This is a genomic window from Tessaracoccus palaemonis (assembly GCF_019316905.1).
In the GTDB taxonomy this organism is placed as follows: domain Bacteria; phylum Actinomycetota; class Actinomycetes; order Propionibacteriales; family Propionibacteriaceae; genus Arachnia; species Arachnia palaemonis.
The window spans coordinates 1,822,205-1,847,498 of the sequence record NZ_CP079216.1 but is presented as its reverse complement, the minus strand read 5'-3'; the positions used below and the strand labels follow the sequence as shown (position 1 = coordinate 1,847,498).

General features: G+C 70.1%; 22 protein-coding genes and 1 pseudogene. 12 read left to right on the top strand and 11 right to left on the bottom strand.

Annotation, left to right across the window (positions count from 1 at the left end):
- Positions 1 to 7 precede the first annotated feature (7 nt).
- Together KDB89_RS08430 and KDB89_RS08425 are read left to right on the top strand one after the other, a co-directional pair.
- Positions 8 to 775 carry a C40 family peptidase gene (locus tag KDB89_RS08430; RefSeq protein WP_219080111.1) on the top strand — a complete coding sequence of 256 codons (768 nt, stop codon included), beginning with the start codon at positions 8 to 10 and terminating at the stop codon, positions 773 to 775.
- Positions 776 to 969: 194 nt separating this feature from the next.
- Entirely contained in the window at positions 970 to 3,504 is a 2,535-nt protein-coding gene (locus KDB89_RS08425) for a DEAD/DEAH box helicase (RefSeq protein ID WP_219080109.1), read from the top strand.
- Positions 3,505 to 4,084: 580 nt separating this feature from the next.
- Here KDB89_RS08425 and KDB89_RS08420 read toward each other — a convergent pair.
- The 5 genes and pseudogenes from KDB89_RS08420 to KDB89_RS08400 form a co-directional block, all read right to left on the bottom strand.
- Positions 4,085 to 5,353: an IS256 family transposase gene (locus KDB89_RS08420; RefSeq protein ID WP_219080107.1), complete on the bottom strand. Its 1,269-nt coding sequence runs from the start codon at positions 5,351 to 5,353 to the stop codon at positions 4,085 to 4,087.
- 223 nt (positions 5,354 to 5,576) lie between these two features.
- Positions 5,577 to 6,146 carry an HNH endonuclease signature motif containing protein gene (locus KDB89_RS08415; protein WP_219080104.1) on the bottom strand — a complete coding sequence of 190 codons (570 nt, stop codon included), beginning with the start codon at positions 6,144 to 6,146 and terminating at the stop codon, positions 5,577 to 5,579.
- Between the two features lie 18 nt (positions 6,147 to 6,164).
- Positions 6,165 to 7,381, bottom strand: a protein-coding gene (locus KDB89_RS08410) for an IS3 family transposase (protein ID WP_219079980.1) whose coding sequence is annotated in 2 segments (ribosomal slippage) — positions 6,165 to 7,105 and positions 7,105 to 7,381 — 1,218 coding nt in all. Because the reading frame shifts where the segments join, the coding sequence is not laid out codon by codon here.
- Positions 7,382 to 7,730: 349 nt separating this feature from the next.
- Positions 7,731 to 8,294: pseudogene (locus tag KDB89_RS14755) on the bottom strand (DUF222 domain-containing protein); the annotation flags it as partial.
- A gap of 520 nt (positions 8,295 to 8,814) precedes the next feature.
- Positions 8,815 to 9,588 (bottom strand): isoprenyl transferase, encoded by a 774-nt coding sequence (locus KDB89_RS08400; protein WP_219084259.1) that lies wholly within the window; start codon positions 9,586 to 9,588, stop codon positions 8,815 to 8,817.
- Between the two features lie 21 nt (positions 9,589 to 9,609).
- Between KDB89_RS08400 and recO the strand changes: the two genes are divergently transcribed.
- Together recO and KDB89_RS08390 are read left to right on the top strand one after the other, a co-directional pair.
- Positions 9,610 to 10,329: a DNA repair protein RecO gene (gene recO, locus KDB89_RS08395; protein WP_219080102.1), complete on the top strand. Its 720-nt coding sequence runs from the start codon at positions 9,610 to 9,612 to the stop codon at positions 10,327 to 10,329.
- Positions 10,330 to 10,339: 10 nt separating this feature from the next.
- Positions 10,340 to 11,143: a Cof-type HAD-IIB family hydrolase gene (locus KDB89_RS08390; RefSeq protein ID WP_219080101.1), complete on the top strand. Its 804-nt coding sequence runs from the start codon at positions 10,340 to 10,342 to the stop codon at positions 11,141 to 11,143.
- 4 nt (positions 11,144 to 11,147) lie between these two features.
- Here KDB89_RS08390 and KDB89_RS08385 read toward each other — a convergent pair whose 3' ends face one another.
- From KDB89_RS08385 to KDB89_RS08365, 5 genes are read right to left on the bottom strand one after another with little or no spacing between them, the layout of a single operon-like run.
- Positions 11,148 to 12,005 (bottom strand): PhzF family phenazine biosynthesis protein, encoded by an 858-nt coding sequence (locus tag KDB89_RS08385; RefSeq protein WP_219080099.1) that lies wholly within the window; start codon positions 12,003 to 12,005, stop codon positions 11,148 to 11,150.
- 32 nt (positions 12,006 to 12,037) lie between these two features.
- Entirely contained in the window at positions 12,038 to 12,454 is a 417-nt protein-coding gene (locus KDB89_RS08380; protein ID WP_219080097.1) for a Fur family transcriptional regulator, read from the bottom strand.
- Positions 12,441 to 13,427, bottom strand: coding sequence for a metal ABC transporter permease (locus tag KDB89_RS08375; protein WP_369408082.1), 987 nt, complete (start codon positions 13,425 to 13,427; stop codon positions 12,441 to 12,443). Before KDB89_RS08375 ends, KDB89_RS08380 begins: the two co-directional genes overlap by 14 nt.
- Positions 13,424 to 14,179 carry a metal ABC transporter ATP-binding protein gene (locus KDB89_RS08370; protein ID WP_219080096.1) on the bottom strand — a complete coding sequence of 252 codons (756 nt, stop codon included), beginning with the start codon at positions 14,177 to 14,179 and terminating at the stop codon, positions 13,424 to 13,426. Before KDB89_RS08370 ends, KDB89_RS08375 begins: the two co-directional genes overlap by 4 nt.
- Positions 14,166 to 15,116, bottom strand: a complete 951-nt coding sequence (locus KDB89_RS08365; RefSeq protein ID WP_255555849.1) for a metal ABC transporter substrate-binding protein — start codon at positions 15,114 to 15,116, stop codon at positions 14,166 to 14,168. The genes KDB89_RS08370 and KDB89_RS08365 overlap by 14 nt, the downstream gene beginning before the upstream one ends.
- Positions 15,117 to 15,199: 83 nt before the next feature.
- Between KDB89_RS08365 and KDB89_RS08360 the strand changes: the two genes are divergently transcribed.
- A complete protein-coding gene (locus tag KDB89_RS08360) occupies positions 15,200 to 15,499 on the top strand; it encodes an antibiotic biosynthesis monooxygenase family protein (protein WP_219080093.1) in 300 nt (99 codons plus the stop codon).
- Positions 15,500 to 15,517: 18 nt separating this feature from the next.
- Complete coding sequence (locus KDB89_RS08355; RefSeq protein ID WP_219080090.1) at positions 15,518 to 17,650, top strand: alpha-galactosidase; 2,133 nt, start codon at positions 15,518 to 15,520, stop codon at positions 17,648 to 17,650.
- 21 nt (positions 17,651 to 17,671) lie between these two features.
- Here KDB89_RS08355 and KDB89_RS08350 read toward each other — a convergent pair whose 3' ends face one another.
- Positions 17,672 to 18,361 carry a GNAT family N-acetyltransferase gene (locus KDB89_RS08350; RefSeq protein ID WP_219080088.1) on the bottom strand — a complete coding sequence of 230 codons (690 nt, stop codon included), beginning with the start codon at positions 18,359 to 18,361 and terminating at the stop codon, positions 17,672 to 17,674.
- Positions 18,362 to 18,506: 145 nt separating this feature from the next.
- On the opposite strand from KDB89_RS08350, the gene KDB89_RS08345 reads away from it, so the two are divergent.
- The 6 genes from KDB89_RS08345 (at position 18,507) to KDB89_RS08320 (ending at position 25,268) form a co-directional block, all read left to right on the top strand.
- Positions 18,507 to 19,553: an iron-siderophore ABC transporter substrate-binding protein gene (locus KDB89_RS08345; protein ID WP_219080085.1), complete on the top strand. Its 1,047-nt coding sequence runs from the start codon at positions 18,507 to 18,509 to the stop codon at positions 19,551 to 19,553.
- A 76-nt stretch (positions 19,554 to 19,629) separates the two neighbouring features.
- On the top strand, positions 19,630 to 20,598 hold the full coding sequence (locus KDB89_RS08340) for a FecCD family ABC transporter permease (protein ID WP_255555848.1): 969 nt from the start codon (positions 19,630 to 19,632) through the stop codon (positions 20,596 to 20,598).
- A complete protein-coding gene (locus tag KDB89_RS08335) occupies positions 20,595 to 21,623 on the top strand; it encodes a FecCD family ABC transporter permease (RefSeq protein WP_219080083.1) in 1,029 nt (342 codons plus the stop codon). Before KDB89_RS08340 ends, KDB89_RS08335 begins: the two co-directional genes overlap by 4 nt.
- On the top strand, positions 21,620 to 22,426 hold the full coding sequence (locus tag KDB89_RS08330; protein WP_219080081.1) for an ABC transporter ATP-binding protein: 807 nt from the start codon (positions 21,620 to 21,622) through the stop codon (positions 22,424 to 22,426). Before KDB89_RS08335 ends, KDB89_RS08330 begins: the two co-directional genes overlap by 4 nt.
- A 231-nt stretch (positions 22,427 to 22,657) precedes the next feature.
- A complete protein-coding gene (gene dusB / locus KDB89_RS08325; protein WP_219080079.1) occupies positions 22,658 to 23,821 on the top strand; it encodes a tRNA dihydrouridine synthase DusB in 1,164 nt (387 codons plus the stop codon).
- A 109-nt stretch (positions 23,822 to 23,930) separates the two neighbouring features.
- Complete coding sequence (locus tag KDB89_RS08320) at positions 23,931 to 25,268, top strand: citrate synthase (RefSeq protein ID WP_219080077.1); 1,338 nt, start codon at positions 23,931 to 23,933, stop codon at positions 25,266 to 25,268.
- The last annotated feature ends 26 nt before the right edge of the window (positions 25,269 to 25,294 follow it).

The following is a 25,294-nucleotide window of genomic DNA, read 5'->3' as shown; positions in this document are numbered from 1 at the left end:
CCACACCATGAATCTGCGAAGGACCATCGCCTCCGTGTTCGTCGCCGTCGCTCTCCTGGGAGCCGGCTTCGTGCCCGCCGCGTCCGCCGACGCGCCGGCGCTCCCGGCCAAGTCGTCGGCCTCCGCACCGAAGTCGAGCAAGACGAAGGTGACGTCGAAGCCGTCCACGGTGACGAACAAGACGAAGTTCACCGTCAAGGGCAAGGCGTCCCCGGCACGCAAGGGTGCGGTCGTGGAGCTTCAGCGTCTCAACGGCAAGAAGAAGTGGGTCAAGGTCGCCTCCACGAAGACCAGCTCGTCGGGTGCCTACAAGCTGAGCGCCAAGATCTCGCGAACCAGCAGCAGCGCGACGCTGCGAGTCGCGACGAAGAAGACGGCCAAGTACGCGAGCTCCGCGACGGGCCGCTTCCGGGTCGAGATCCTGACGAAGAAGGCCGCGAAGGCCGTGGCAGTCGCGAAGAAGCAGGTCGGCAAGCGGTACCGCTACGGAGCCACCGGCCCCAGCGCCTTTGACTGCTCAGGGCTGACGAGCTACGCCTACAAGTCGGCGGGCGTGAAGCTGAGCCACTCCGCGAGGACGCAGTCCAGGAACGGGAAGAAGGTCGCCAAGAAGGACCTGCAGGCGGGCGATCTGGTGTTCTTCTACGCTCCCATCAGCCACGTCGGGATCTACATCGGCAACGGCAAGATCGTGCATGCCGGATCCTCGCGCACCGGCGTAGAGATCGCCAAGCTCTCCTGGATGCCCTACAGCGGAGCCCGACGGGTCGGCTGAGTCGGCTGCTCGGCCGACGGGGTGAGGATGACGGCGCCGACCCGCAGACAGTCCAGGCACACGTCGAGGGCCCCGGGAAGCGCGCCCGACTCGGCCGGCCGACGGCGGCGGGCCACCGCAGTGCCTCCGCGACGAATGCCGAGGCCGGGAGACCTGGCTCTGCACGTCGACGCCCGGAAGGTAGGGTGAACGCCATGCCGAAGCTCACCGACCGCGTCGCCGGTGACGCCGACACCCTGTACGAGCACTTCACGGCCTGGGTCGAGGGCGAAGGCATCCAGCTGTATCCCCACCAGGACGAGGCCGCGATCGAGCTGTTCAGCGGCAACAACCTGATCCTCGCGACGCCGACAGGGTCGGGAAAGTCGATGGTGGCGTTGGCCGCGCACTTCGCGGCGCTGGCCACGGACCGGGTCTCCTTCTACACGGCGCCCATCAAGGCACTGGTGAGCGAGAAGTTCTTCGCGCTGTGTCAGGTCTTCGGGGCCGACAACGTCGGCATGGTCACCGGCGATGCCTCCGTCAACGCGGACGCGCCCATCATCTGCTGCACGGCCGAGATCCTCGCGAACATCGCGCTGCGCGAGGGCCGTGATGCCGACGTCGGTCTCGTGATCGCGGACGAGTTCCACTTCTACTCCGAGCCGGACCGCGGCTGGGCCTGGCAGGTCCCCCTCCTGGAGCTGCCGCAGGCGCAGTTCCTGCTGATGAGCGCCACATTGGGCGACGTCTCCGAGATGGCGGCGCAGCTGAGCGAGTTCACCGGGCGCCCCACCAACGTCGTCGACGACGCCGAGCGTCCCGTCCCCCTGCTGTTCGAGTGGTCGACGACGCCGCTGCAGGAGCAGGTCCTCGAGCTGGTGCGCGAGCAGAAGGCACCCATCTACATCGTTCACTTCACACAGGCGGACGCACTGGAGCGCGCCCAGTCCCTGCTCAGCGTCAACCTCATCACCCGACACGACGCGGACCTGCTCGCCGAGGAGATCGGGGCATTCCGGTTCGGACCCGGTTTCGGGAAGATCCTGCAGGGGCTCGTGCGGCGCGGCATCGGCGTGCACCACGCCGGGATGCTGCCGAAGTACCGGCGCCTCGTCGAGCAACTCGCCCAGACGGGCCTGCTGAAGGTCATCTGCGGCACCGACACGCTCGGCGTCGGCATCAACGTGCCCATCCGCACCGTGTTGTTCACGGGCCTGACCAAGTACGACGGGAACCGGGTACGGCGCCTGAAGTCGCGTGAGTTCCACCAGATCGCCGGCCGGGCCGGGCGGGCGGGGTTCGACACAGTCGGCTTCGTCGTGGTCCAGGCGCCCGAGCACGTGATCGAGAACGAGCGGGCGCTCGCCAAGGCCGGCGACGACCCGAAGAAACGCCGGAAGGTCGCGCGGAAGAAGCCGCCGGAGGGCTTCGTGAACTGGAACGAGGAGACGTTCGACAGGCTCAAGGTCGCCGAGCCGGAACAGCTCGTCAGCCGGATGCAGGTCAACCACGGGACGCTCCTGAACATCGTTCAGCGACCCGGCGACGCGGCTTCCGCGCTGAGGAACCTCATCGAGATGAGCCACGAGTCGCCTGACCGGAAGCGCGGGCTGAAGCGTCGTGCCGTGTCCCTCGCCCGTGGTCTCGTCGCCTCCAACGTCATCGTGCGCGGCGACGACGGGTACCGGCTGGCGGACGACGTAGCCGAGGATTTCGCGTTGAACCAGCCGCTCGCCCCGTTCGCGGTGGCCGCGTTGGAACTGCTCGACCCCGAGGGCGACTCCTTCGCCCGCGACGTCGTCTCCGTCATGGAGTCTGTGCTCGACGACCCGTTCCAGGTCCTGCTTGCGCAGCAGCATCAGGCGCGCGGCGAGGCCGTCGCGCAGCTGAAGGCCGACGGTGTCGAGTACGAGGAGCGCATGGAGAGACTCGAGGCGATCACCTGGCCGAAGCCGCTCGCCGACCTGCTCGAGCCCGCCGTCGACATCTACGCGCAGGCACACCCCTGGGTCGACGCCACCGCACTGTCCCCGAAGTCCGTGGTGCGCGACATGTGGGAACACGCGATGAACTTCACCCAGTTCATCGGCTTCTACAAGCTGCAGCGTAGTGAGGGCACTGTGCTCAGATACCTGTCCGACGCGTACCGGGCGCTCCGTCACACGGTCCCGGACGAGTACCGCAACGAGGAGTTCGAGGACATCGTCGAGTGGCTGGGGGAGACCATCCGCCAGACCGACTCGTCGCTCCTCGATGAGTGGGAGTCACTCACCGACCCGGAGAAGGTCGCCGAGGCCGCGGCGCTCGCCGCCCAGGGAGCGCCCCCGCCGCCCCCGCGTCCCGTCACGGGCAACGAGAGGGCTTTCACCGCGATGATCCGCACCGCCATGTTCCGCCGCGTCGAGCTCGCCGCCCGGGACAGGTGGGAGCAGCTCGGAGCCCTGGAGGAGTCCGCGGCCCAGCTCGCAGAGCCGGCGCTGGAGGTCCTGTTCGACGCCGAGGCCTGGGACGACGCGCTCGCCGACTACTGGGACGAGCACGACGACATCGGCATCGACGGCGGCGCCCGCAGCCCCGGGCTATTCTCCCTGGCGAAGGGGCCGAAGGTCTGGACCGCGACGCAGATCATCGACGACCCCATGGGCAACCACGACTGGCGGATCACCGCCGACGTCGACCTCGCCGCCAGCGACGCAGCCGGCTCGGCTGTCGTCCGGACCACATCCTTCGGCCGCCTCGACGGCTGACAGCAGACCCACGCCTTCGCAGTCGACTCGGTAGCCGTTGGGGCGTGGGCCGTCACCGGAAGCGGGCACGCCGTTGCGGGCAGCATGTCCGGACGCCTGGCGTCTCGGACGGCTGGCCACGACGGCGGCAACCATCTTCAGCGGCCAGCGGCCAGCGGCCAGCGGCCAGCAGCCAGCGGCCAGCAGCCAGCGGCCAGCCGGCGGTCAGGGTGGCGGGAGCCCGAGGTATCGGGGCTGGCGACAGTCGTTGCCTGGCTGTCCACCCGCCCTTCTCTGACCGTGCCTGGGCAGCGCGTCCAGCCGGGTCCTGCGTCGGGCTTCCCGCACCGCCCGATGCCCGCTGCTGTGCGGCGCGATGCCTTGCGTCCGGACTCCGCCCGTTGCCCCGCTGCTGTGCGCCGCACGATGTGCTGCGCGCGGACGCCGCCCGATGCCCGCAGCCCGGGAGGCCACGCGCTGTCCCGACGCTTGGCAGCGTGCGTGGAGTCGCTCGGCCCGTCTCGGCGCGGCACTGCCCGGCGCCGGGGGTCAAGTCCCGTGGTGTGGTGTCATTCCGTTGCTTCCTGTTGGTGGGTGATGGTCAGGCGGTGAGGTAGAGCTCGTGGTGGGCGGGTTCGGTGTGTTCGTGGAGGGTGTGGACGAGTTTGCGCATGGAGATGTCGGAGAAGTAGCGGCGTTCGCCGTAAGACCATTCCTCGTGCTGCTCCTGGAGGACGGCGCCGATGAGGCGGGTCACGGAGTCGCGGTCGGGGAAGATCTGGACGACGTCGGCGCGTCGTTTGATCTCCCGGTTGAGGCGCTCGATGGGGTTGTTCGACCAGACCTTTTGCCAGTGCTCGCGCGGCAGCGTCGCGAACCCGGTCAGGTCCGCTTCGGCGGCCTCGAGCATCGCGGTGACCTCGGGAAACGCGGAGCGGAGGCTGTCGGTGACGGCCTTGTATTGCGCGATCACGGTTTGGGTCGTGGTCTGCGCGAAGATCGTGGAGATCAGCGCGTTGACCGGTTTCGAGTGGGCCGATCCGAGGCGTTGAGTTACGTTGCGGGCGAAGTGGACCCGGCATCTCTGCCACCCCGCTCCGGGCAGGATCGCTTTCACTGCCGCTTTCAGTCCGGCGTGCGCGTCGCTGGTGACCAGGGTCACCCCGAGCGGGTCCGCATCGGTGGCGACCTTGAGGCCACGGTCGCGCAGCGAGCGGAGGAACTCGGTCCAGAAGTCGGTGGTCTCCGCGTCACCGAGCGCCATCCCGAGGATCTCGCGTCGGCCCTCACCAGAGACTCCGGTCGCGACGACCAGTGCTTGGGAGACGACCCGGCCGCGGTGGCGGACGTCGAGGTAGGTGGCGTCGAGGAACAGGTACGGGAACCAGGTGTGATCGAGTCTGCGGTGCAGGAACTCGTGGACTGCTTCGTCGATCTCGCCGCAGATCCGCGACACCGTCGAGCGGGAGATGCCGGTGTCGTTGCCGAGGGCCCGGATCAGGTGCTCGACCTTGCGGGTCGAGACCCCGTCGATCCAGGCCTGGCAGATCACCGCGTAGAGGGCCTTATCGACCCGCCGCCGCGGGTGCAACAGAGACGGGAAGAACGACCCTTCCCGCAGCTTCGGGATCTGCAGGTCGACCTCCCCGGCCGGGGTCGCGAGGACCTTCGGGCGCGTGCCGTTGCGGCGGGTGGTCCGTTCCGGGGTGCGCTCGTAACGGGCGGCGCCGATCTTCGCGGTCGCTTCCGCGTCGACAAGGTCTTGCAGGCCGGCCTGCAGCATCCGGCGGAACACGTCCTGATGCGCGAGGTCGGGATCGGCGAGAACTTCACCGATCAGGGTCGAAAGGGCAGACTGGTACTGGGTCATCGTGGGATCTCTGCTTTGCTTCTTGCCGGAAACAACTGGTCATCCCACGATGGCCCTTCAACGTCCACGACGACGAGAACCCCCACAGGATTGACACCACGCTATGGGACTCACCCGCGCCGGGCGCTTTCAGGTGGGTGCGCGCGGCATGCGGGGCCCGAACTGGGCGGCCCTGCGTCGTCCGTTCTCCGGAGTGGGGGTGTGTCGGGGCGCGTCGGCTGGGTCAGCTGGTGTCTGGTGGTTTTCGGCTCAGTGTGGGTTTGCCGGTGGTCGGGTTGATGGTGATGTGCCAGCCGTCGGCGGAGGTGGTGCCGGCGCCGGGGCCGGTGTGGGTGGGTTCGACTTTGGGGTGGTGGTAGGGGCAGAGGAGTGCGAGATTGGTCAGGGATGTTGATCCTCCGGCCCACCAGGGGGTGATGTGGTGGGCGTCGCATTCGAGGGCGGTGGCGTGGCAGCCGGGGAAGATGCAGCCGTTGTCGCGGAGGTTGAGGGCGTGTCGGATGGCGGGGGTGACGAAGCGGTGGGCGCGGCCGACGTCGAGGATTTCTGACTGTGCGCCTAGGACGATGGGGATGATCTGGGCGTCGCAGGCCAGCCGGCGGAGCTCTCGGGCCGGGATCGGGGTGCCGGAGGGGAGTTGGCCTGTGGCGTGGAGTTGGGTGGCGAGTTCGGTGTAGTCGATGGTCACGACAAGCGTCGCGGGTGTGTATGGGTCCGGGCTGTTGCTGGCGTCGGAGCCGTCAGTTCCCCGGTTCGTTGAGCTTGTCGAAACGCCCTGTGGGGTTCTCCGCAAATTGTGGACACGTGCCGCTTACGCGGCTTGATCCTTGGTGACCCGGCCGGTGTCGGTCTGGGTCTTGGTGGTTTCGAACTCGACGGGGCGTTGGTAGCCCAGGGCTGAGTGACGTCGTCGTCGGTTGTAGACGACCTCGATCCAGCGGGCGACCTCCCGTCGGGCTTGGGCCCGGGTCGGCCAGGTGTGCCGGTGGTAGAACTCGTGCTTCAGCGTGGACCAGAACGACTCAGCCATCGCGTTGTCGAAGCACACCCCGGTGCGTCCCATCGACTGCTCCACCCCGAGGCGTTTCGCGGCGCGGTGCAGTTGGTCGGAGGTGTACTGCGTGCCGCGGTCGGCATGGAACACGACCTGCCCCGGGACGTCACCACGGAGGGTTCTCGCCATAGTCAACGCGCGTTCGACCAGGTCACTGTCCTGGTGGGAGTCCATCGCCCAGCCCAGCACCCGCCGGGAACACCCGTCACGCACCACACACAGGTAGAGCCAGCCCTCCCCGGTCCGCAGGTAGGTGATGTCCGAGACCCACACCCTGTTCAACTCTCCCGTGTCCCACTCGCGGCTGACCCGGTCGGGAATGTGGTGAGTCGGGACCCCCGGGATCGTGGTCACCGGCGAGAACGAGCGCGGGGAGATCCCCTCCAGACCCTGCCGACGCAACGACGAAGCGACCGTCTTCACGTTGACTGCCGTGCCCTCCTGGTGGAGATCAGCGGTGATCCTCGGCGCGCCGTAGACCTGGTCAGAGGCCTCATGCAGAGCACGGACCCGTTCATCCAAGCTCGCCTGCCGGCGAGCCCGGCTGCTCGGACCAGCCACGCGGCGCTGGGCCCACTGGTAGTAACCCGACCTGGACACCCGCAACAGCCGCGCCATCCGGGCCACCTCAAAGTTGGCCTTCTCCGCCGCCATCAGTTCGAACCGTTCGATCGTGGTGGCTTCGACGCGAAGAAGGCAGCTGCTTTTCCCAGGAACTCGTTGTCCTTGCGTAGCTCGCTGACTTCCCGACGCAACCGCTTCAACTCGGCCCGCTCGTCCAAGCTCAGATCGCCGTCGGGCTCGCCAGCGTCCCGATCACGCTCCGCCTGGACCCACCGCCCCAACAGCTGGGACCCGATACCCAACTCCTGGGCCACATGCGCGATCGGCCGCCCGGTGTCGATCACCAACCGAGCCGCCTCGGCCCGATACTCCGCCGTGTACCTCCGACGACTCTTCTTCTCTGCTGCCATCAGGCACCCTCCCGCGGAACCCACGATCCCGCTTACTCAGGTGTCCACAAATCCAGGGTAGGCCCACCTGAGCCTGTCGAAGGGTTGGCGGCTTCGGCTGTGGGGGATCGGCTGGCGGTGCTGCCGTGGTCGCGAGCGGGGCTGGGGTGTCGTGTCCTGCGGCGCGGCGGGTGCCTGGGGTTCGGGTCCGTGAGGGTCCCGAGGATCCCGAGGTAGCCGGTTCGCCGTTCGAGGCGGCTGGTGTCGGTGTGGTGGGGGAGTTGTCGGTGTCGCGGATGGGGGTGGCGTGGGTGGTGAGGGTGGTGAGGGCGTCGGCCTGGTGTTGGTCCCAGCGGGGTGTGTCGTGTCGGCGGTGCTGGCGGCGTTGGGCGCGTTTGGCGTGGTTGACCTCGATGGTGATCGCGCGGATGACCTGTTCGGCTTCGAGGGTGGGGAGGGAGCCTTTGAAGTACCAGGAGCCGGGGTGGGTGGTGTCTTCGCCCCAGGTGAAGGAGCGGCGGGCGAGTGCGTCGGTGCGTTGCCGGGCGAGCCTTGCGTCGCGTTCCTCGGCGGTGGGGACCAGGTCGGGTGCGACGGCGGCCAGCAGGTCGTCGGTGGAGGCGGTCAGGCGGCCGGGTGTGAGGGTGGCGGCCTTGTCGATGAGGTATGAGCGTGCGTGGTCGCGCTGGCCGGTGTTGAGGGTGTGGGGGAGGGTGTCGAGGGTGCGGCGGATGGCCTGGGCGTGCTGGGGCGAGAGGTTGCCGTCGATGACGCGGTGGGCCACGTCGTCGTGGCGGGCGATGTCGCGGGCCTGCGTGACGGAACGCAGGGCGTCGCGGACATCGAGGTGTTCCTGCTGACCGAGCAGGGTGGGGAGCTGGGTTCCGGCGACGGTTTCGGCGGAGTGGTTTGCTTCTGCTTCGCCGGTAAGCATGGCCACGAGTCCGGCGAGCTGTCCCTGGGCGCGGCGGGCGGTCTGGAGGAGGGTGAGGCGTTCGCGGTGGCTGATGCTGGTGCGGTGGGGGTGGTCGATGGCGGCCAGCGCGGCACGGATCGCGGTCAGTGCCGCGTGGGTGCTGAGTCTGGTCGTTGGTTCCATGTGTTCACGGTAGAGATCGGCACCGACAGAAATCGTTCGTATGTTCGGCTTGTTCGCTGAGGGTGAAACCGGGTGGGAGGCGCTGGGCGATTCTCGTTACCGGACCGGGGAGAACCGGGCACTGCACGATTTTCGGGGGAGACGGAAGGGTCAGGGCGGCGGCAGGCGGGTGGGGGTGAGTTGGCGAGGCGGTGGGCGGTTCTCGTGACCGGACCGGGGAGAACCGGGCACTGCCCGATTTTCGGCAAGCGGCCGGCGGTGGGCTGGTGCGTGGCGCGGTGCCGCTGATGGCGGTCAGGGTGTGGCGCCGTTGCCGCAGCCGCCTGAGGCGGGGAGGTGTGGTGAACGAGGGCGGTCAGGCGGTGCCGAAGCGGCGCTCGCGCGTCACGTACTGCTCCACGGCCGCCCAGAGGTCGCGGCGGTCGAAGTCCGGCCACAGGCGGTCGAGGAAGATGAACTCCGCGTAGGCCGACTGCCACAGGAGGAAGTTCGACGTGCGCTGCTCGCCGGAGCTGCGGAGGAACAGGTCGACGTCGGGGATCTCCGGCTCGTCGAGGAACTTCGCGAAGCGTTCCTCGGTCAGCCGGTCGGGGTCGAGCTTGCCGGCCTTCGCCAGGCGGGCGATCTCGCGGGCCGCGTCGACGATCTCCGCCCGGCCGCCGTAGTTCACGCAGAACTGCAGCGTCAGCGTGGTGTTGTCCCGGCTCATCTCCTCGGCGACCTCGAGCTCCCTGATGACCGACCCCCACAGCCGCGGGCGGCGCCCTGCCCAGCGGATCCGGACGCCGAGGTCGTTGAGCTCGTCGCGACGACGGTGGATCACGTCGCGGTTGAAGCCCATCAGCCAGCGCACCTCCTCCGGCGACCGCTTCCAGTTCTCCGTCGAAAAGGCGTAGGCCGACAGGTACGGGATGCCCTGCTCGATGGCCCCGTGGACGACGTCCAGCAGCGAGGCCTCGCCCATTGCGTGACCCTCCGTGCGCTTCAGGCCGCGCTGCTTCGCCCAGCGGCCGTTGCCGTCCATCACGATCGCGACGTGCCGGGGCAGCGCCTTCTTCGGCAGGTCGGGCGGGGTGGCGCCACTGGGGTGAGGCGTGGGGCGACGGCGAGGCTCAGGCACGCTCCAAATCTAGCGGCCTACAATTCTCCGGTGCCCACCTACCGTGACGAAGCCGTGGTGCTGCGGACTCACCAGTTCGGTGAGGCTGACCGCGTCATCATTCTGCTGACACGCGCCCACGGCAAGGTGCACGCCGTCGCGAAGGGGGTCCGGCGAACCTCGTCGAAGTTCGGTGGCCGGCTCGAGCCGTTCCAGCACATCGACATCCAGTTCGCCCAGGGACACGGCCTCGACATCGTGACGCAGGCCGTGTCGCTGCACAGCAGCAGCCTCGGCGCCGACTACTCAAGATTCACGGCGGCCCAGGTGCTCGTCGAGACGGCCGAGCGACTCGTCGCGGAGGAGGGAGTCCCCTCCCTGCAGCAGTACCGTCTCCTCCTCGGTGCGCTGCTGGCACTCGACGCCGAGGACCGGCCTGCGCCGCTCATCGTCGACTCCTATCTCCTGAGGGCGCTCGCCGTCGCCGGATACGCCCTCGCGACGGCGGCCTGCGCGGGCTGCGGAGACGTGGACGTGCGCTGGTTCTCCCCGCAGGGCGGTGGCGCGGTGTGCACGGCGTGCCGGACCCCCGGCTCCGCCCAGCTGTACGCTGGGGACTCCGCGTACCTCGGGGCGCTGCTCGCCGGCGACTGGGCCGAGGTGACCGCCGCCGACCGCGCCACGCAACAGCGTGTCGACGGAATGGTCGTGGCCTACTCCACCTGGCACCTGGAGAGGGCGCTCCGGTCGCTCCCGTTCTTCGAACGTTAGGGTTGAGGCCATGCGCCTCATTGCCACCGACGTCGACGGGACCCTCATCCGCAGCGATCACACACTCTCCGCGCGGACCCGCCGGGCCTTCCAGGCGGCGCGCGATGCGGGCATCCGGGTGCTGGCGATCTCGGGCAGGCAGCCCTATTCCATCGGAGCGATCGTCCAGGGCACCGCGCTGATGGGGCCGTGCGTCGGCAGCAACGGCGCGGTCATCACCGACCTCGACGCCCGTCAGGTGCTCTGGCAGGCGACCGTCGCGGTGGACGTGCAGCGGCGGCTGGTTGCTGAGATGACCGCCCTGTTCCCGACTCTGAAGGCCGTGTCCGTGCGCGACGGGGGAGACCTGTACTTCGCCGAGGCGGGCTACCAGGGGCTGGCCGACCCGGGCGAGCTCGAGACCCTCTGGCCGGTCACCCAGCGCATCGGCGACCGCGAGGAGGTGTTGGCGGCACCCTCGGGCAAGCTGGTCCTGCGTGATGACCACCACGAGCCGGCGGATCTCCTGGCTGCCGCGCGCGGCCTGGGCATCGACGGCTTCCACGCCACCACCAGCGGTGCGCCGTTCCTGGAGGTCGGCCCGGTGGGCGTCACGAAGGCAGCGGCCCTGGCACGCCTGTGTGACCGCTGGTGCATCGACCCGGCCGACGTCGTGGCCTTCGGCGACAACCTCAACGACGTCGAGATGCTGCGCTTCGCAGGCCTCGGCGTGGCAATGGGCAACGCCGAGCCGGAGGCCAGGGAGGCCGCCGACCGCGTGACGCTGACCAACAACGAGGATGGTGTCGCCGCCGTGATCGAGACGCTGCTGTAGCCGGTCAGGCCCCGGGAACGACCATCGTGCCCGACCCGATGCGGTGCACCCCGCCCGCCACCTCGACCCGCGAGGCGACGCCGTCGGTGGCGGCGACGCGGCCGTGCAGCACCGACGGTCGGCCCATCTCCGCCCCCTGCCGGATCACGTAGTCTCCGCCCTCGGGCAGAACGCCGGAGTCGGCGAGGACCAGTCCGAAAGCCGCCGCGGCCGACCCCGTCGCCGGATCCTCCGGCACGGCCTCGCCCGGGATGAAGACCCGGGCGTGCGAGGTGACGGTGCCGTGGGGGCCGTCGGCCAGCGCGTAGACCACGGTCCCGTCGAAGCCGTCGGTGGGCTTGGGTCCGGAGAAGATCGACGCGCGCCCGACGGCGTCGTCGCTCACCCGCAGGAACGAGAACGGCAGCCCCGCGCTGGCGACGTGCCCCGTCCCCAGCAGGTCGTCGGCTGCCAGGCCCAGCCCGGCCACGAGCCGGAGAGCGACGGCACGGTCGAACTCCCCGACGGAGACCGGCGCCGCCGCGAGCCGGACCAGGTCGCCCTCGAAGGCCAGCTCGATGTCGCCCGCGCCGCAGCGCTGGACGGCGGACGATCCCTCAAGCAGGCCGGCCGCCCTCAGTGCCCAGGCGGTGCCCAGCGTCGGGTGCCCGGCGAACGGGAGCTCGCCGCGGGGAGTGAAGATCCGCACGTCGTAGGAGGTTGCGGACACAGCTGTCGGGAAGGCCGTCTCGGAGAAGTTGAACTCGGCGGCCACCAGGCGGAGCTGCTCGTCGGTCAGCCCCTCGGATCCGTGGACCACCGCCAACTGGTTGCCCGCGAAGGGCCGCTCGGCGAACACATCCACCACGTCATACGTCAGCATCCGACGATCCTGGCACGACTCGGGAGAGTGGGTCAGGAGTCGTCCGCCAGCCGGGAGCAGTCCTGACACAGCCCGAAGATCTCGAGCTCGTGGCCGACCTGCGTGAAGCCGTGCTGCTGCGCGACGGTGGCCGCCCAGGCCTCCAGGTCTGTCGGCTTGATCTCGATCGAGAAGCCGCAGCGTCGACAGACGAGGTGGTGGTGGTGACCGGCGGAGCAGCGACGGTAGGCCGCCTCGCCGTCGGGGGTACGCAGCACGTCCACCTCGCCGGCCTCGGCCATCGCCTGCAGCGCCCGGTAGACCGTGGCGAGCCCCACCTTCGCCCCGATCCCGCGCAACTGGTCGTGGACCTGCTGCGCGGTGCGGAACTCGCGTGCCCCCTCCATCAGGTCGCGCACAGCGGCGCGCTGCCATGTCTGGCGGGTGACCGGGCTGTTAGTGCTCGTCATAGTGGTCTCCGTGGAGGGCGTGCCGGTGCCCGTCGTGGACGTAGTCGACGTGGTCTCCGTGCTGAATGACCTTGACCCCGCCCTTGTGGGCGAAGGTGTCGTCGTGGTTCTCGGCGCGCATGTAGTCGTGGTCGCCGTCGTCCTCGACGAACGGGATGAAATGGTGCGCCCTGCGGATCCGCCCGCCGAGCAGCCAGGCGATGCCGAGCAGCACGATGGAGGTCACGACGATGGTGGCGCCGGTGGCCGTGTCGAGGTAGTAGGAGCCGACGGTGCCGCCGAGGGCCGCCAGCACGCCGACGACCATCGACCCGAAGAAGGCACGGTAGAAGCCGACGAACAGCTGCTGGGCGGCGGCCACGGGGATGACCATCAGCGCGCTGATCAGCAGGAGCCCGACCGTCCGCATCGCCGCCGTGATGCTGATGGCGGCCAGCACGACCACCAGCAGGTTGATGACCTTGACGCGGATGCCGAGCACGCGGGCGAAGTCCTCGTCGACACACACGGCGAACAGTCGGGGGGCCAGCCCGATGCAGGTCACCAGGATCACGACCCCGAGCACGGCGATGAGCACGATGTCGGTCTCGCTGACCGAGGTGAGCGAGCCGAACAGGTACGACGAGAGGCCGCCGGCGCCCTGCCCGGCGATGCCCGCCATCAACACGCCCGAGGCAAGGCCGCCGTAGAACAGGATGGCCAGGCCGAGGTCGCCGGTCGCCTTGCCGTGCTGGCGCAGCAGCTCGACGGCCACCGCCCCGACGACGCAGACGACGACGGCGACGGGCATGGTCGCCCAGCCCGTCATCAGCGCCAGGCCGACGCCCGCGATCGCCACATGGCCGAGCCCGTCGCCCAGCAGGCTCATGCGCTTCTGGACGATGAAGGTGCCGATGGCGGGCGCGATGAGTCCGCTCAACACGGCGGCGATGACCGCGCGCTGCATGAAGGGCAGGGAGAGGATCTCGATCATGATGCCGCTCCTGCGATGGGGTCGGAGAGCCCGATCAGCGACGGCTCGGGGGCAGGGTGGTCGTGTTCGGTATCGACGGGGTGGTTCTCGCCGGTGACGACGCGTCCGTCGCACAGCGTGACCGTGCGGTCGAGGACCTCGGCCATGGCTCCGCGTTCGTGCAACACGACGAGCAGGCCGAGCCCCGCGTCTCGGAAGCCACGCAGCAGCTCCGCCAGCCCGGCCTGGCTGTGCAGGTCGACGCCGGCCAGCGGTTCGTCCATCACGAGCAGCTCGGGCTCGGCGGCCAGTGCGCGGGCGATCAGCACCCGCTGCTTCTGGCCTCCGGACAGCGCGCTGAACGGCCACTTCGCGCGGTCGGCCAGCCCGACCTGTTCGAGGGCGTGGTCCCTGGCAGCCCGGTCGGCGGCGGACAACCATTGGAAGGGCCTGCGGTGTGCCAGCCGCCCGGCCGAGGCGATCTCGCGGACGGTCGCGCCGGCCACGTTCACCGTCGACAGCTGTGGCACGTAGCCCACGCGCCGCCAGTCGTGGAATCCGGGCAGCCGCTCGCCGAACAGCTCGACGACGCCCTCCTGGTGCGGGATGAGCCCCAGCACGGCGCGGATGAGCGTCGACTTGCCGGATCCGTTGCCGCCGATCAGGGCGACGGCCTCACCGGCCGCGACGTCGACGTGGACGTCGCGGAGGATGGGCATCCCGCCGAGGGAGACGTAGACGCCCTCGGCGTGGACGAGGTCAGCTGCAGCCATTGGCCGTCCGTAGTGCTTCGAGGTTTGCGCGCATGATTGAAGGGTAGTCAGTGCCGGGCGACTTTTCCGTGACGCCCTCGAGGGGGTCGAGCACAGCGGTCTTCAGGCCGAGATCGCTGGCGATCGATGAGGCGACTGCGTCGGAGCTGAGGGTCTCGAAGAAGATCGTGGTGATGTTGTGCTCCGTCGCCTCCTCCTGGATGGCGGCGATGCGGGCCGGCGAGGGCTCCTCGTCGGGGCTGATGCCCGAGATGCCGATCTGGGTCAGGTCGTAGCGGTCGGCGAGGTAGCCGAAGGCCTCGTGCGTGGTGATGAACTCGCTGATCGCGCAGTCGGCCAGGCCGGTGGTGAACTCGTCGTCGATCTTGCCGAGGTCCTCTGACGCGGTCTCCGCGTTGGCCTGGAACGTCGCGGCGTCGTCGGCGTCGACCTCGGCGAGCGCGTCGGAGATCGCCGCGACAACCTTCTGCATCCGGGTCGGGTCCTGCCAGAAGTGCGGGTCGAAGTCGCCGTGGTCGTGCTCGTCCTCGGTGGCCTCCTCCTCGTGCTCGTCCGCCTCGTGGTCGTGGTCCTCGACGGGGGTGAGCAGGTCGACGTACTGGGCGACGTCCAGCACGTTTGTCGCGCCGGACTGCTCGATGGCGTCGTCGACGGCGCTCTGGAAGTCGGAGAGGTAGATGACCAGGTCGGCGTCGGCAAGGGAAGCGACCTGCTTCGGCGTGAGCTCCAGGTCGTGGGGCTCGACGCCCGGCGCGGTGAGCGTCGAGACGGACCCGATGTCGCCCATCACCTGGGTGCTCGCCCACTCCAGCGGGTAGAAGGCCACGACCACGTCGGGGCCGTTGTCCTCGGCGTCGGTCGAGCTGGTGGCTGCGGTCGAGCCGCAGGCCGCGAGGCTGAGCGCTGCGGCGGCGGCAAGTGCGGGCTTCAGGTTCATGAGAACCATTATCAACTGGTGGAGGGTCGCTGTCAAAGCCCAGGGCGTGTGACCACCGGAGATCGTCCGCTAGTGTCGTGACCATGCTCGCCATCAGCCGCTTCCGCGACCAGGGCGACGGGTTCCGGGACGAGGCTCAGCCCGTCGTCGACTGGTGGTCGGCCCGTCCCGGCTGCGTCAGCATGGACCTCGTGCAGAACCTCGACGAGCCGGGTCTGTGGGCCATCGTCGGCCGCTGGGCGTCCGTCGGCGCCTACCGTCGCTCCTTCAACGGGTACGACGCGAAGATGCTGCTGACCCCGCTGCTCAGCCGGGCCGTCGACGAGCCGAGCGCCTACCTGCCGCCCGACGAGGTCGGCGAGAACCAGCCCCGCAACACCTGATACGACTGAGGAGTCATCGTGGACACCCGCCTCGTCCTTTCCGCCGCCGGAGTCAGCATCGCACTGGAGACGACGGGGGGAGACCTCCCCGAAGTGCTGCACTGGGGAGACCACCTCGGCCCCGTCTCCGAGACCCAGCTCACCGAGCTGTCGGCGGCGACCCGCGCCACCGTCGCGCCCAGCGCGCCGGACCTGCCCGTCCGTTACGCCGTCCTGCCGGAGGCCAGGCGCGGCATCACGGTGCGACCCGGGCTGATCGGCTCGCGCGACGGCCGCGAGTGGACGCCTTACTGGCGGGTGGACGCCGTGACGGTCGACGGCGCGCCCGCCCCTGCCTTCGCCTCGCTCGGCGCCGCCAGCGTCGGCTTCCACGCCGTCGCGCCCGGCCTCGAGCTGACCATTACTGTGGAGCTGACGCCGCAGGGCCTGGTCGCGGCGCAGGCCGCGGTCACCAACCTCGGCGCGGGGACGTTCACCGTCGATGAGTTCACGCTGGCGCTGCCGGTGCCGACCCGCGCCACGGAGGTCCTCGACTTCGCCGGGCGCTGGGGCGTGGAACGGTTCCCGCAGCGCACGACACTCGGCACGGGCGCCCACCGCAGGGAGGGGCGACACGGCCGCACCGGCGCTGACGCCGCCTATGTCCTCCACATCGGGGAGGCGGGCTTCGGGTTCGGCGCGGGCGAGGTCTGGTGCGTCCACACGGCGTGGAGCGGCAACCACATCCACCAGGTCGAGCGCGACCTCTACGGCACCCAACTCATCTCCGGCGGCGAGCTGCTGCTGCCGGGGGAGGCCAGGCTGGCGACGGGGGAGAGCTACGCGACCCCCTGGCTGTACTTCGGCCACGGGCACGGCCTCGACGCGGTCGCCGATCGTTTCCACGGCTTCCTCCGGGCCCAGCCCCACGCCCCGTCGGCCGACCGCCCGGTGACGCTCAACGTCTGGGAGGCCGTCTACTTCGACCACGATGCCGACCGTCTCGTCGACCTCGCCCGCCGCGCGGCGAGGGTGGGCGTCGAGCGGTTCGTGCTCGACGACGGCTGGTTCGGTGGCCGCCGCAACGAGCGCGCCGGCCTGGGCGACTGGGTCGTCTCCCCCCAGGCGTGGCCCGACGGCCTGCACCCCTTGGTCGACCAGGTCAAGGACCTCGGCATGCAGTTCGGGCTCTGGTTCGAGCCCGAGATGGTCAACCTCGACTCCGACGTCGCCCGGGCGCATCCAGAGTGGGTGCTGCAGCCCGCCGGCCGGCTGCCTGTCGAGTCGCGCTTCCAGCAGGTGCTCAACCTCGCCGACGAGGGCGCCTTCGCCCACGTCCTCGGCCAGGTGGACGCCGTGCTCGCCGAGTACCGCATCGATTACGTGAAGTGGGACCACAACCGCGACCTGGTCGACGCCGGCAGCGGGCCGGACGGCCGGCCCGGCGTGCACGCGCAGACCGCCGCCTTCTACCGGCTGCTCGACGAGCTGCGCCGGCGGCACCCGGGCGTGGAGTTCGAGTCGTGCAGCTCCGGCGGCGCCCGAGTCGACCTCGAGGTCCTCAAGCGGACCGAGCGGGTGTGGGTCTCCGACATCATCGACCCGGCCGAGCGGCAGCGGATGCTGCCGTGGACCGGCCAGCTGATCCCGCCGGAGTTCCAGGGCAGCCACATCGCCTCGGGCCGTTCGCACACGACGGGGCGCTGGCACGACCTCACCTTCCGGGCCGCCACCGCCGTGTTCGGGCACCTGGGCATCGAGTGGGACCTCGCGCAGGCCACCGAGGACGAGCTGGCCGAGCTGGGCTGGTGGATCGACTGGTACAAGGCCAACCGATCAGTGCTGCTCGGCGGTCGGCAGATCCGCGTCGACACCCCGGATCCCGGCACCTGGTTCAAGGGCGTCGTCACGAATGACAAGGCGATCTTCTCGCTGGCTCAGCTGTCCGCCACGCCTGGCGCCAACCTCGGCCTTGTGCGGTTCCCCGGCCTCGACAGTGACGCGGACTACCGGCTGACCGTCATCGACCGGCAGCCGGTGCCGCCGCAGCTGCGCCCCGCGTGGGAGGCGCAGCCCGTCGTGCTGCCGGGCAGACTGCTCGGCACCGTCGGGGTGCGCGCCCCGATGATGCTGCCCGAGTCGGCCGTCCTGTTCGAGCTGGAGCGCCTCTGAGCCGGGCGGCAGGCCCGCTGGTCAGAGGGGAACGGTGTCCACGGTGTCGCCCCCCAGGGCGGCCAGCAGCTCGACGGCCTCGGGGTCGGTGGGCGGGCGCTCCTCGGTGGCCGCGATGTAGTCGGCGACGAATGCCCGCAGCGGCGGCGCCGAGACGCTGAGGTGCCCGTCGACCTCCTCGCCCACCCTCGCGGAGGGGGAGATGTTCAGCAGCATGAGGTACATCGGGATACGGTGGCGTGCCGGCGCGATCCCGGGCTGGAAGAACGGGGCGACGACGCGCCGCGCACCGAAGCGGCGGTAGAACCGCAGCCTGGCCTCCGGGTCGCCGTGTTCCTCGACCACGTCGGCGCGGTCGCCCGGCCGCTCGACCTCGCCGATCACGAAATCCGGGGAGAAGACCTCGTCCCACCGCTGGAGAGAGCCCGCCATCAGCGCGTTGCCGTACCCGCCGCCGCGCGTGCCCGGCCGGACCGCCAGATAGGCGAGCAGCAGCACTCCCGCGCCGGCGTCGTGGAAGGCGATCGACACGGCCAGGTCCAGGCCCTCGTCGTCCCGCAGAGTCAGGACCAGCGAGCCGGGATCACCGAGGTCGGCCTGGAGCGCCTCCAGTGGACCGAGCTCGTCGGCGGGGAAGCTGGGCTCCAGCAGCTCGCGGTAGACGCGCGCCAGCTCGTCCGGGTCGGAGACGGCTGTCAGGTGCGTGCTCATCGGTGGTTCCTCATGAAGGCAATGCTGCCCTATCCCGCCGTCGCTGTGGCGACTGAGTGTCCGCCCCGGTTTAGCTCTATATTGTCCTTGCTTTATTCCAGACCGGCCCGCGGCCCTGACAAGGGCCGCCTCCGAAAGGTTCCCCATGCATGCCATCGCCAAGCGAGCAGCCCTCGGCGTCTCGTCGGTGCTGGTCGCCGCCCTCGCGCTGACCGGTTGCGGTTCCAGCAGCGACGCGACCACCGATGCCGCCTCGACCTCCTCGTCCGCCGCCGACGACGCATTCCCCGTCACCATCACCTCCGCCCTCGGCGACGCGGTGATCGAGTCCAAGCCCGAGCGCGTCGCGACCTGGGGCTGGTCCGCGCAGGATGCCGTGCTCGCACTGGGTGTCGTGCCCGTCGCGATGCCAGCCAACACCTACGGCGGCAACGAGGACGGTGTCCTGCCCTGGGACGCCGACAAGATCACCGAGCTCGGCGGCGAGACCCCGACGCTGCTCACCGGCACCGAGAACGGCGAGCCGGACGTGGAGGAGTTCGTGGCCGTCAGGCCCGACGTCATCCTCGCCCCCTACTCCGGCCTCACGCAGGAACAGTTCGACTCGCTCAGCCAGATCGCTCCGGTCGTCGCCTACCCCGACCAGATGTGGGCCACCACCTGGCAGGACCAGACGACGATCGTCGGCCGGGCCCTCGGGCTGGAGGACGAGGCCGCCGCTCTCGTGCAGCAGACCGATGACGCCGTCGCCAAGCTTGCCGCCGACAACCCGGTGCTCGACGGGAAGACGTTCGTCTACGCCGCGAACAACCAGCCCGAGGTGCTCAACATCTTCCGCGACACCGACCCGCGCGTGCAGCTGCTCGCCCAGCTCGGCATGTCGGTGGCCCCGTCGGTCGACGCGCTGGATCCGAAGGAGGACGACTCGTACTTCTTCCCCGTCTCGTTCGAGAACCTGCAGAAGGTGGAGTCCGACGTGCTCGTGGCCTACTTCGGCAGCCAGGACGAGGCCGACGCGTTCGTCGCCGACCCGCTGGTCGCGGCCATGCCGCAGGTCAAGGAGGAGCGCTTCGCCCCGATCGTGGGCGAGTCCTTCGTGATGGCCTCCAGCGCACCGACCGTCCTGTCCATCCCGTGGATGCTCGACCAGTACGTGCCGCAGCTCGCCGCGGCCGCTGAGCGTGTCAAGTAGCACCAGCACCTCCAGCAGACCGGCCCCGGGGCTCGACCGGGGCCGGTCCACGGACCGGCGCGCCCTGGGGGCCGTGGTGCTGATCGTCGCTCTGGTGGCCGCGTCGTTCCTCAGCCTCGCCGTCGGCAGCGCCGACATCTCGCTCGAGAGCGTGTGGCGGGCGATCGTCGCCTACGACGCGGCCGACCCCGAGCACATCGCCATCATCGACAAGCGGCTGCCCAGGACGGTGGTCGGCATCGCCGTAGGGGCCGCGCTGGGGCTGGCGGGGGCCGTCGCACAGGGCCTGACCCGCAACCCCATCGCCGACCCTGGCCTGCTCGGCATCTCCCCCGGAGCGTCGCTCGCCGTGGTGGTGGGCATCGTCGCCTTCGGCGTCACGAACCCCGCGGGCTACCTCTGGTTCGCCTTCGCCGGCGCCTGCATCGCCTCCGCGCTCGTGTGGTTCATCGCCTCGCGCGGTCGGGAGGGCGCCACACCCGTCAAGCTCACGCTCGCCGGCGCCGCGATCGGCGCCGCCGCCACCTCGCTGGTCTCGGGCCTCCTGATCGCGCGCGCCGAGGCGCTCGACACCATGCGGTTCTGGCAGGTCGGCGCGCTCGCCGGCCGCGGCTTCGACGTGCTCGGGCCGATCGCGCCGTTCCTCGTGGCCGGCGTCGTCGCCGCGCTGTTCCTCGGCCGGCCCCTCAACCTGCTCGCGCTCGGCGACGACACCGCCGCAGGCCTCGGCCTGAACGTCGGCCGCACGCGGCTGCTGGTCGGCGCGATCCTCGTGGTGCTCGTCGGAACCGCCACCGCCGTCGCCGGCCCGATCAGCTTCCTCGCGCTGGTCGTCCCGCACGCCGTGCGCCGTTTCACGGGGCCCGACTACCGCTGGATCCTGCCCTACAGCGCGCCCGCGGCCGCCGCGATCCTGCTGTTCGCCGACGTCGTGGCGCGGATCGTCGCCCGGCCGAGCGAGCTGCAGGTGGGCATCGTCGTGGCCGTCGTCGGCGCCCCGGTGTTCATCGCGTTGATCCGACGGGGAAGGGCGGCCGGCCTGTGAGCGTCACCGCGACCTGCCGGCGGAACCTCCGCCGCCGCACCATGACCGTCGGCCTATGCATGACGACGCTGGCTCTCGCTCTGTTCGTCGTCGCGCTGATGCTCGGCCAGGCGGGGCTCACCCCGACCGAGGTGCTCGAGGCGCTCACCGGACGCGGCGACCGGATCACCAACTTCGTCGTGCTGCAGAACCGCCTCCCACGGGCGCTGGCCGCCGTGCTCGTCGGCGGCTGCCTCGGCGCGTCCGGCGCCGTGTTCCAGGCCGTGCTGCGCAACCCGCTCGCCAGCCCGGACATCATCGGCGTCACGTCCGCGTCCGGCACCGCGGGCGTTGCCGGCGTGCTGCTGCTCGGCATCTCCGGGCTGCCGCTCACCCTGCTGGTCGCCGTCGGCGGCGTCGTCGGGGCCGCGATCGTGGCGGGCCTGACGTGGAACCGCGGGCTCGTCGGGATGCGCCTGGTGCTGGTCGGCATCGGCGTGGCCGCGGTCGCCACGGCGTTGACCAGCTACCTGATCACCACGGTCGACAGCCGTGACGCGGCCGTGGCCTACACCTGGCTGGTCGGCTCGCTGAACGGGGCGGGGTGGCCGGTCGTGACCGTCACCGCCGTCGTCGGCATCCTGGCGCTGGTCGCGCTTGCGCTGCAGGCCAGGGGGCTGCGCGCGCTCGAGCTCGGCGACGCGACGGCCGCGGGCCTCGGGTTCCGGGTCGAGCGCACCCGCGTCCTCGTGCTCCTGACCGCCGTCGTGCTCGCCGCGGTCGCGGTCGGAGCGGCCGGCCCCGTCGGGTTCGTCGCGCTGATGGCGCCCCAGATCGCGCGCCGCCTGGTCGGCCACGCGTCAGCCTCGCCCGCCGCGGCCACCGCGGTCGGCGCCGCGCTCGTCATCGGCGCGGATCTCATCGCCCAGTACGCCGTTTCGGGCGTCAACCTGCCCGTCGGCGTCGTCACCGGCGCCCTCGGCGCCCCCTACCTCGCCTGGCTGCTGGCCAGGAACGACACCAACCGCCCGGGAGGACGATCGTGACCACGTCGCACCAGCTGAGCGCCGAGAGCGTCAGCCTCGGCTACGACCAGCGCACCGTCGTCGACGGGCTCGACCTCGACGTGCCCCCCGGCCGCCTCACCGTCATCGTGGGCGCCAACGCGTGCGGCAAGTCCACGCTGCTGCGGGGCCTGGCGCGCCTGCTGGCGCCGACCTCCGGGAAGGTGCTACTCGACGGCCACGACATCCACACCATGCCGACCTCACGTGTCGCCACACTGTTGGGCCTCCTGCCGCAGTCGCCCATCGCGCCCGACTCGATCACCGTGGCCGACCTCGTCTCCCGCGGCCGCTACCCGCACCAGGGCTGGCTGCGGCGAGGCACGGCGAACGACGACGAGATCGTCGACGAGGCGATGGCCTCCGCCGGGGTGATCGACCTGGCCGAGCGCAGTGTGGACGAGCTGTCCGGCGGCCAGCGTCAGCGCGTCTGGATCGCCATGGCTCTGGCGCAGGCCACCGACCTGCTCCTGCTGGATGAGCCGACCACCTACCTCGACATCTCGCACCAGATCGACGTGCTCGACCTGCTCGCTGACCTGAACGAGCGTCGCGGCACCACCGTCGTGATGGTGCTGCACGAGCTGGCGCTGGCCTGCCGCTACGCCGAGCATCTGATCGCGATGAAGGACGGCCGGATCGTGGCGCAGGGCGCCCCCGTCGACATCGTCGACGCGGCTCTGGTGAAGGAGGTCTTCGGCATCGACTCCGAGGTCCTCCCGGACCCCGTGAGCGGCACTCCGATGGTCGCCCCCTACAGTCGCCGCCACCGCCCGGTCGGCTGAAGCTCTCCGCCCGGAGACTCCTCTCGCTGCGCTCGAGGCACCTCGACAGGCATGTGCTGAGCCTGTCGAAGTGCTCGGCGACCCGTCAGGTTCCCTGGGCCTGCCCCGGTTCCCTGAGCTTGTCGAAGGGCCCTGAGCGGAGCGAAGGGTTCCACCCCGACGACGATTCTCGCCTCGCCTCATCCACGACGTAGACTGTCACGTCGCCCTGCTACCCCGAGGAGCCCCGCGTTGACCGCGACCGCCACCACCTTCGCCCCGCTGCGCCTGCACGCGCCGAGCCGGCGCGACGCCGTCGTCGTCGAGCTGCCCGTGGTGCTCGCGCCCATGGCGGGTGTGACGAACGCCGCGTACCGGCAGCTGTGCCGCGAGCAGGGCGCCGGGCTGTACGTGTGCGAGATGATCACGTCGCGTGGGCTGGTCGTCGGTGATCCGAAGTCGCGCGACATGGTGCGCTTCGACGACGGCGAGACCACCCGCTCGGTGCAGCTCTACGGCGTCGACGCCCCGATCATGGCCGAGGCCGCCCGCATCCTCGCCCGAGACTTCGCCGTCGACCACATCGACCTCAACTTCGGCTGCCCCGTGCCGAAGGTCACCCGGAAGGGCGGCGGGGGAGTGCTGCCCTACAAGCGGGACCGGCTGCGCGCCATAGTCCGTGAGACGGTCGCCGCGGCCGACGAGTTCGGCGTGCCCGTCACCGTCAAGACCCGCATCGGCATCGACGACGCCCACATCACATTCCTCGACGCGGGCCGCATCGCCGAGGAGGAGGGCGCGGCGGCGATCACCCTGCACGGCCGCACCGTCGCGCAGGCGTACTCGGGGGAGGCCGACTGGGCCCGGATCGCGGAGCTCAAGCAGGCGGTCGGCATCCCGGTGCTCGGCAACGGCGACATCTGGGAGGCCGAGGACGCGCTGACCATGATGGAGGAGACCGGCTGCGACGGCGTCGTCATCGGCCGCGGCTGCCTCGGCCGCCCCTGGCTGTTCGGCGACCTGGCTGCCGCCTTCCGCGGGGAGGGCCAGCGGATCCGCCCGACGCTCGGCGAGGTCGGCCGGATGATCATCCGGCACGCGGAGCTTCTCGCCGAGCACCAGGGCGAGCGACACGGGCTGACGGACCTGCGCAAGCACATGGCCTGGTACTTCAAGGGCTACCCCGTCGGCGAGCTGCGCCGGTCGTTCGCGATGGTCTCGTCGCTGGACGAGCTCCGGGACCTGGTCAGCCAGCTCGATGCGGACGCACAGTTCCCCGTCGCGGAACTGGGGACGCCGCGCGGGCGGCAGGGGTCGCCGCGAGGCAAGGTCGTCCTTCCGCACGGCTGGTACGACGACACCTCCGGCTGCGACCTGGACCTGAGCGACGCTGAGGTCGGTGTCTCGGGCGGCTGAGGAGTCCCGTTATCCGACCCGACCCGGGAACGCCAGAGAAGGCCGGAGTAGATTCCCCGAAACGCGGTTGCTCCTCGTGGGCTGCCCCTTCGATCGGAGGAAATCCCCAATGACCGAATCTGTGACCCTCGTCGTCGACGGGGTCGAGCACGTGCTGCCCGTCGTGACCGGAACCGAGGGCGAGCGCGGCATCGACATCAGCTCGCTGCGCGCCGCGACCGGGCTCATCACCCTCGACGACGGCTACGGCAACACCGGCTCGTGCGAGTCGGCGATCACCTTCATCGACGGCGAGAAGGGCATCCTGCGGTACCGCGGCGTGCCCATCGAGGACCTGGCCGCCCGCTCGAGCTTCATCGAGACCGCCGAGCTGCTGATTTTCGGCTCGCTGCCCGACAAGGAACAGCGCGACGAGTTCCGCGACCTGCTGACCGAGAACTCGTCGCTACACCGCGATATGCGCAAGCACTTCGACGGGTTCCCCGTCAACGCACACCCGATGAGCATTCTCTCGTCGATGATCAACGCGCTGCAGAGCTACGAGCCGCACCAGGAGTTCGACGACGAGGCGGGATTCCGTCGGGCGGCGGCCAGCCTGCTCGCCAAGACCCGCACGATCGCGGCGGCGTCCTACAAGTCGCACCTGGGGCAGCCGGTCACCTACCCTCGCTACGACCTGCCCTACGCCGAGAACTTCCTGCACATGATGTTCTCGGTCCCGTACCGCGACTACGAGGCGACGCCCGAGGTCGCCCACGCGCTCAACATGTTCCTTGTCCTGCACGGCGACCACGAGCAGAACTGCTCGACGTCGACCGTCCGCATGGTCGCCTCGTCGCAGGCGAACCTGTTCGCGTCGGTGTCCGCCGGCGTCAACGCCCTGTGGGGTCGCCTGCACGGCGGCGCCAACATGGCCGTCATCGAGATGCTGGAGCGGATCAACGAGGGCGACCTGACGGCCGCGGAGTACGTCGCGAAGGTCAAGGACAAGTCATCCGACGTCAAGCTGATGGGCTTCGGACACCGCGTCTACCGCAACTTCGACCCGCGGGCGAAGATCCTCAAGGAGGCCGCGGACTCGCTGCTCGACTCGATGCACGTGACCGACCCGCTGCTGGACATCGCCCGTGAGGTCGAGCAGATCGCGCTCGCTGACGACTACTTCACCTCGCGCCGCCTCTACCCGAACGTCGACTTCTACTCCGGCATCATCCTGCGCGCCATCGGCATCCCGAAGGACATGTTCACGGTGCTGTTCGGGATCGGCCGCACGCCGGGCTGGATCGCGCACTGGAAGGAGGTCCACGACAACCCGGGTCAGCGCATCTACCGGCCCCGGCAGATCTACACTGGGGAGCCGCTGTCGGAGTGGGTCCCGCAGGGCGAGCGGCCGGCGGTTCCGCCTACGCGCTTCCGCCGTTGGCGTGGACTACGTTTGAGGGGATGAACGACAACCTGTTGCCGCGCGCACGG